General features: G+C 72.6%; 4 protein-coding genes and 2 pseudogenes. 4 read left to right on the forward strand and 2 right to left on the reverse strand.

The genetic code is table 11. The annotated features are described in order from the left end of the window. Window positions 1-65: 65 nt before the first annotated feature. On the reverse strand, window positions 66-1,559 hold the full coding sequence (locus tag ACWGR4_RS46850; protein ID WP_452133113.1) for an amidohydrolase family protein: 1,494 nt from the start codon (window positions 1,557-1,559) through the stop codon (window positions 66-68). 192 nt (window positions 1,560-1,751) lie between these two features. Between ACWGR4_RS46850 and ACWGR4_RS46855 the strand changes: the two are divergent. Together ACWGR4_RS46855 and lnt are read left to right on the forward strand one after the other, a co-directional pair. After that, window positions 1,752-2,072 (forward strand): annotated as a pseudogene (locus ACWGR4_RS46855) (helix-turn-helix domain-containing protein); the annotation flags it as partial. A 483-nt stretch (window positions 2,073-2,555) separates the two neighbouring features. Further along, window positions 2,556-4,223, forward strand: a complete 1,668-nt coding sequence (lnt, locus tag ACWGR4_RS46860) for an apolipoprotein N-acyltransferase (RefSeq protein ID WP_452133114.1) — start codon at window positions 2,556-2,558, stop codon at window positions 4,221-4,223. 77 nt (window positions 4,224-4,300) lie between these two features. On the opposite strand, the gene ACWGR4_RS46865 is transcribed toward lnt, so the two are convergent. Beyond that, window positions 4,301-5,704 carry a lamin tail domain-containing protein gene (locus ACWGR4_RS46865; RefSeq protein WP_452133115.1) on the reverse strand — a complete coding sequence of 468 codons (1,404 nt, stop codon included), beginning with the start codon at window positions 5,702-5,704 and terminating at the stop codon, window positions 4,301-4,303. A 389-nt stretch (window positions 5,705-6,093) separates the two neighbouring features. Between ACWGR4_RS46865 and casB the strand changes: the two genes are divergently transcribed. Next, complete coding sequence (casB, locus tag ACWGR4_RS46870) at window positions 6,094-6,675, forward strand: type I-E CRISPR-associated protein Cse2/CasB (RefSeq protein WP_452133116.1); 582 nt, start codon at window positions 6,094-6,096, stop codon at window positions 6,673-6,675. A 95-nt stretch (window positions 6,676-6,770) separates the two neighbouring features. Next, window positions 6,771-7,318, forward strand: a pseudogene (locus tag ACWGR4_RS46875) (macro domain-containing protein). Window positions 7,319-7,408 lie beyond the last annotated feature (90 nt).

Here is a 7,408-nt window from a genome sequence, read left to right on the forward strand (position 1 = left end):
TCCCCCCGACAGGCTCACGCCGCGACCGGGGCCCGCGCGCTCCGACGGCCACGCCCCTGTCGGACTCACGCCCGTACCGGCCTCCCCGGCAAAGCGTCCAGGCACAACGCCCCGTCCTGGACCACCGGCACGCCGCCGACCAGGACATGTGCAAAGCCCAGCGAAGGACGCGTGCTGTGCTCATACGTCGCCCGGTCGGTCACCGTCTCCGCGTCGAAGACGATCAGGTCGGCGTCGCAGCCGACCTGCACCCGTCCCTTGCGGCGCATCGCGGGCACGCTGTCCTGGAGGATCCGGGCGGGCCCGAAGCTGCTGCGGGAGACCGCTTCCAGGAGGGTGAGCGCGTCGAGTTCGCGGACGTAGCGGCGCAGCACCTTGGCGAACGTGCCCGCGGTGCGCGGGTGGGTGACCGCCGTCGGGGGCAACGGCCAGGCCAGCGGGTCGGGTTCGCCGTTCGTCCAGGTCAGCGGCATCGCGTCGGAGCCGACCACGGTCGAGGGGTGGAGCAGGGCCCGGTCGATCAGGCCCTGTTCGAACGGGTCGGCCTCGTTGAGGAAGTGCGCGATGGCCAGTCCCGCCGGGTCCTTGGCGCGCACCTCGCGCAGCCGTTCGGCGTTCGCCATGCGCTCGCCGGTGGCGGCGTAGACGATGCCGTCGGGGGTGAGGCCGGTGGCGGCGAGCAGCTCGGGGGCGAGGAAGGCGGCGCCGATGGCGGTCATGCCCGCGCCGTACGGGTACGCCTCGGTGGAGATCCGGCCGCCCTCGGCACGGGTGTCGTCCATCAGCTGCATGACCTTGTCGCTGTGCAGCCGCGAGGTCGAGGTGATGTGGCAGAAGTGCGCGTGTACGCCGGTCTCCGCCGCGGCGCGGGCGATCTCCTGCGCGCCGTCGATCGCGACGTCCGGGAACTGCTCGACCAGGTCCCGGGCGTGCGTGTAGGTGGGGCGGCCCGATTCGGCGGCCAGGCGGGAGACGGCCAGGTACTCCTCCGGCCGGACCCGCGGCGCGTAGCCGACCACGACGCCGATCCCGAGGGCGCCGGCGGCGAGGTCGAGGCGGAGGAGTTCGAGCATCTCGTCGACCTGGGTCCCGGTGGCCTCGCCCTGCCAGGCGGGGTTGCCGAGCAGGCCGAGGGCGACGTGCATGCCGCCGCCGTGCGGAAGACCGCCGACGGCCGCCATCCGGGCCTGGCACCACGACGCGGAGAAGCCGTAGTTGAGCGGACGGCCCTCGGCGGCGGCCTGGCGGTAGCCCTCGTCGACGGGCGAGAGGCCGGCCTCGAGGTCGAGCGCGGTGGTCACGCCGTCCATGGCCTGGAGCCGGTGGCCGGCCACGTCGTGCGAGTGGCTGTGCATGTCGATGAAGCCGGGCGCGACCACGAGGCCGCGCACGTCGACGGTGCGCCGGCCGACCAGCGGGCGCGCGGACACGGCGGTGATCGTGCCGCCGGTCACCCCCACGTCGGCGAGTGCGTCGTGCCCGGTCTCGGGGTCGAGTACCCGACCACCGCGCAGCACGAGGTCGTGGGTCTGGGACGGTGGCCCGGCGGTTCGCGTCATGGCCACACGCTAGGAAGCCACCGGGTGCGGTGCGTTGTCGGCGACGCCGAAATCTCCCACACGACTTCGTGGCCGGGTACAACGCGGGCCGAGGCGGCGGTGTGCCGGGCTCGGGGCCTGTCCGGTTGGATGGGGCGGTCGAATGTTCGATTCAGTGGTTGCTTGATTCAGTGCGTGCTGTAACGTCTACGCGTGCATACGTACGAAGAGGACGGGCCGGCCGTCGTGGTGGATGCCGCCGCGCTGGCCCGGGTGGGGACCGCGCTCGCGGACGAGAGCCGGCGCCGGTTGTTGCTGGCGCTGTTGGCGGCGCCCGCGTACCCGTCGGAACTGGCCGAGCGGCTGGGGCTGACCCGGGGGAACGTGTCCAACCACCTCTCACGCCTGCGGGACTGCGGGCTGGTACGCACGGTCGCGGTGGGCCGCCGAGTGCGGTACGAACCGGCCGACCCCAAGCTGGCCCACGCGCTCGCCGACCTCGCGGCGCTCCTGCCTCCGGCAGAGGTGGAGCGGCCGTCGGACGGCTTGCCGGATCGAGACGGCTCGGATCACTCGGATGACCCGGATCACTCGGATCACTCGGATCACTCGGATCGCCGGGGTCGTCCGGTCGGGGACGCCGACGACGCCGACGATGCCGCCGACGCGGCCATACCCGCAGGGGTGCTCCGTGGCTGAGACGCACGGCGGGAGCGCCCGCCGCCACGCTCCCCGCCGGGCCTTCTCCCGCCCGGGGTCGTTGCGGGCGGCAGGCGCCCCCTTCGGACAGGTTCCGGGCCTGCTCGGTGTGGATGTCGTCGTTGATCGGCTTGCCTGCCTGTTTGTTCAGTTCTTTCCGCGGATCGCCCTACGCGCCGCCCCGAGTTCAGCCGAGGAGACGCCGATGTCGGTTCCGGTCGGGAAGGTTCCGCTGCCCGTGTTCGTCGGGGGATTCGACGACGGATGGCCGTTGTCCGCGGCCTTCGGTCGCTCGGAGCTTCGGGTCGGGTGGGCGGCATGACGGCGGTTCAGGTTCAGGTTCGGGGTGCGGTGCAGCGGCGGTTGCGGGCCTGGGCCGGGGCGATCATGGCGGCCTCCGGTGGGCTGTTGCTCGCGCTCGCGTTTCCGCCGGTCGGGTTGTGGCCCGCCGCGGCCGTCGGGCCGGCGCTGTTGTTGGCCGCCATTCGGCATCGGCGGGCCAAGGTTGCGTTCCGGCTCGGGACGTTGTTCGGGCTGACGTTCTTCATTCCGCTGCTGTGGTGGCTGACCAACCTGGGCATCCTGCCGTGGCTGGCGTTGAGCGTGGCCCAGGCGTTGCTGCTCGGACTGCTGTGCTGCGCCGTGCCGACCTTCGCCCGGCTGCCCGGATGGCCGCTGTGGGCGGCCTGCTGGTGGGTGACCACGGAGGCGGTGCGCTCCCGGGTCCCGCTCGGCGGCTTTCCGTGGGGGCGGCTCGGCTTCAGTCAGGCCGACGCGCCGACCCTGGGCTGGGCCTCCGTGGCCGGCGCTCCCGGCGTGAGTGCCGTCGTCGCGCTGACCGCCGCCTTCCTGGCCGCGCTGCTCACCGCGCCCCGCGCGTACCGCGTCCGGTTCGGGGCGGGTCTCGTGGTGGCCGGTGCGCTCGCGTCGAGCGGGGTGTTCCTGCTGCCGAGTACGCACGGCGAGCGCACCGCGAAGGTGGCCGTCGTCCAGGGCAACGTGCCGCGTGCCCGCAACATGGAGGAGCAGGCCCGAGTCCAGCAGGTCGCGGAGAATCACATCGCCGCCACCCGCGAGCTGGCCCGCGACATCAAGCTCGGCAAGGCCCCGCAGCCCGACCTGGTCCTGTGGCCCGAGAACGCCACCGACCGCGACCCGCGCACCGACGTCGGCCTGCGCGAGGGCATCTCGCTCGCCGCCCGCGAGGTCGGCGCGCCGATCGTGGTGGGCGCCATCCTCGACGCCTCCCACGACCGGATCCGCAACACCAGCCTGCTGTGGTTCCCCGACACCGGCCCGGGTCGGTACTACGCCAAGCAGCAGCTGGTGCCGTTCGGCGAGTACATCCCGCTGCGCGACCTGATCGGCGGCCTCGGCGATCTCCAGCTGATCCCGCGCGACTTCGTCGCCGGCTCCGGACCGGTGCGCCTGGACGTCGGCCCGATCCACCTGGCCTCCTCGATCTGCTACGAGGTCGCCTACGACGGCCAGGTCCGCGGCGCGGTCCGCACCGGCGCCAACCTCCTCGCCGTACCCACCAACAACGCCACCTACATGCGCAACGGCAGCCTCGCCGAGCCGAAGCAGCAGTTGGCCATGTCCCGGCTGCGCGCCGTCGAACACGGCCGGTCGGTACTGGTCGCCTCCACCACCGGGATCAGTGCGGTCATCGCCCCCGACGGCACGATCGTGAAGTCCACGGACCCGTGGACGCGTACGGTGCTCAACGCGACCGTGCCGCTGCGCAGCGAGACCACCCTGGCCACGCGCCTGGGCGAACTCCCCGAGGGTGGGCTGGTGTTGATCGCCGTGGCGGCGATGGCCGAGGGTATCCGCCGCAGCCGGCGCGACCGGCGCGACGCGACTCCCGCGGCGGCGACCGCCGGCGATGCCGCGCCGACTGCGGACGCCGGCGCCGACTCGGCGACCGTGCCCGCGTCGGTGCCCTCCGCCGCCGCTCCGGAGGGTGCGTCCGGAGAGCGCTGAGTCCGCCGACGGCGCGGGGCGGGTGGTCTCTCGGTACCTCTTCGTACCGAGACCACCCGCGCCGCGTTCCGCGTCCGCTACGGCGTGCAGTTCAGCGTGCCCGCGCGCAGTGCGTGGCCGCCGTCGTTGTCGTCGTCGGACCAGACGACGGGCTTGTGGCCGGACACGCAGGCCGTCTGCGGGGCGATGGCGAAGCCCTCGTTGTTGTAGTTCGACAACCCCGTGGGTCGGTTGTACCCGGCGGTTATCGCGAACCGGCCCTGGGCGTCGATGCCGAGGGTGGTGCTGCGGCCCTGGCAGGTGTTGTCGCAGACCGCCCACAGCCGGCCGGTCGCCGGCTCGAACTGCAGCTCCATGACCGCCGGGAAGCCGCTCGCGAAGGTGGCGACGCGGTGGTATCCGCCGCCGGTCCGGTCGAGTGCGTAGGCGTACACCGTGCCGTTGGCCTCCAGGCCGACGAAGAACAATCCGCTCCCGTGGTCGGGGTAGGCGGCCGGGTTGTAGGCCGCGCCGGTGTGTTCGTCCCGGAAGCCGTGTCCGGTGAGGAAGGTGTCGGGGATCCAGGTGATGCCCTCCAGGCCGCTGTTGGCCTCCACCGCGGGCAGGTCGGCGGTCAGGTTCCACTCGGCGGTCGCGTTCAGTGCGCCGGCCGTCGAGGAGGTGTCGAAGCGGGCGATCTTCGGCAGGCTGACGCCGCTGTCGTCGTTGTCGCGCTCGGTGGCGACGAACAGGCCGTCGGGGGTGAAGGTCACGCCCTCCGCGTCGGGATCGCCGCTGCCGTTGCGGTAGTTCAGCGCCTTGCCCGAGGCCCAGCCGCCGGTCGGATCCGGGCGCCACTTGCCGCCGGTGTCCGGCACGAGGCGGTACAGCGTGCCCGGACCGTTCTTCACCGCCCACAACACGCCGGCGTCCTGGAAGGAGAGGCCGCTGAGGTTGGTGCCGAACACGTTGGAGCCGTCGGCGACGGTGACGGTGCTGCCGCCGGGCCAGCCGGCCCACGAGGTGGGGCACGAGTTCGGCGCGCCCTTGGTCGGTGCGGTGGTGGTGGTGAACGAGCCGGTGCCGTCGGCGCAGCGGCCGTACGTCGTGCCGGCGTGCGCGGTCCACGTGTACGAGTCGACGAGGGTGGTGCCGCCGGGCCCGAACAGCCGGGCCGAGTCGGAGCTGCCGAGACCGAAGGACGGCTCGACGTCGAGCGCCAGGTAGCCGCCGGCGGGCAGCGAGGTGCCGGCGGCGATCGGGTAAGTGTGCGCGTCGTCGTTGTCCTTGACGACCCACCCGGACAGATCCGCCGCGGCCGAGCCGGTGTTGACCAACTCGACCCAGTCGCCCGGGGTGCCGCCGTTCGACTCGATCTCGTTGATCCGTACCACGGCCTGCCCGGCGGCCTGTGCCTGCGGCTGTGTCTGCGTTTGGGCGGACGCCGGCGCGCCCGATAGTCCGAGGGCGACGAACGACAGTGCGGCTACGACGAGTTGCACTCTTCCAGGCAAACACTTTCGCACGATGGCCAGTCCTTTGCTCGGGGATCGGCGGCGAGCGGCGCACTCGCCCTCGGATCGAAGCATGGGGCACATCGGCGGCGGCGCGCTGAACACTTTACGAACGTCGTGCGAAGCACACCGGGCGGGCGTCCGGCGCGGCGGGCCCGGCCTATGACCGTCCGTCACAAAACGGGGGCCTGATTCGTCATAACGGTGATGGAGCGGGACCGCCCGGGCGTGGGGATGCACCGGGGCGGGCACTTCCCGGTCCGTTCCGAGTCCGTTCCGAGTCCGTTCCGATGGATGACCGCACCCGCCCGCCCCGGCGCCCGTCCGGGCGTCGACCCCGAGGAATCGATCATGCACCTCACGACGAATCGACCACGATGACCGCGCCGCCGATTCCGCGCGTCTCCGCGTATTGGGCGCCGTGGGAGCACGCGTTGCATACGTTCCTGGCGCGGATCCACGGCGATCGCCGGTTGGCCGCCCGATTCCTGCCGGCCGCGGCGGCGGAGCCGCCCGTGCCCGCCGTGGAGGCGATCACCGTCCACCTGCCCGTCACCCTCGAACGCGGCCTGGCCGCCCGGGCCGTGCGGCACGCGGTCGCGCTGTACGCGGTGCACCAGGGCTCCATCGCCGGCGGCCTGCACCGCCCGGACGGCACCTCGATCGGCGCCGCCTGCCGTGACCTGGCCCGACTGATCGCGCCCGACCACACCTTGGTGCAACGCCGCGAACGCACCCGCTTCGACGGCGCGGTCGAGGCCGAGACCCTGGACGAACTCTCCACCCGCCTGCACCCGTTGATGGCCGAACTGGGCCGCCGGCGGATCGCCTTGGACCACGTGCGCCTGGCCAAGGACCTGTTGTGGTGGGAAACCCCGGTCGGCCGCCGCTACACCCGAAACCGCTGGGAGGAGGACTTCCACGACCTGGCCCCACAACTCCCGTACCACGAGAGCTGATTACCGCCTCGGCGCACCGGAATGCCCAACTCACCCGCCCACCGGTCGACTTCCCGATCCGCCGCCGCCCGGGAGGCCGCCGGCATGATCGGGCCATGACTGTGATCGAGATCGTGCGGGGTGACATCACGCTCCAGGACACCGATGCCATCGTGACCGCCGCGAACGAGTCGTTGCCGGGTGGCGGTGGCGTGGACGGGGCGATCCACCGGGCGGCGGGTCGACGGCTCGCGGCCGCGGGGGCCGAGATCGGGGCGTGCGACCCGGGCGACGCGATGGCGACGCCGGCCTTCGACCTGTATCCGCCGGTGCGCCACGTGATCCACACCGTGGGGCCGGTCTGGGAGGGCGGCGACTTCGGCGAGGCCGAGATCCTGGCCTCCTGCTATCGGCGTTGCCTCGAGGTCGCGGACGAACTGGGCGCGCGGAGCGTGGCGTTCCCGGCGATCGCCACTGGCGTGTACGGATTTCCGGCGGCGGAGGCCGCGCGGATCGCGGTGGCGACGATCGTGGGGCGTCGAGTGCCGTGGAGCGGGTGCGGTTGGTGGCGTTCGATCGGGAAGGGCGGGACGTACTGGAGGCGGTGTTTGCCTCGGTCGGCGGAGCGTCCGCGTCCGGGGCCGCCGCCGAGCCCCCGTCCTAGGCCGCGTATCCAGTCGTGATCAATGAGTGGTGTGGGTGAGGGCGTTGAGCCAGATCATCGCGGCGCGAAGATGGAGGGCGGCGAGGTAGC

It is taken from the genome of Embleya sp. NPDC055664 (assembly GCF_053618075.1).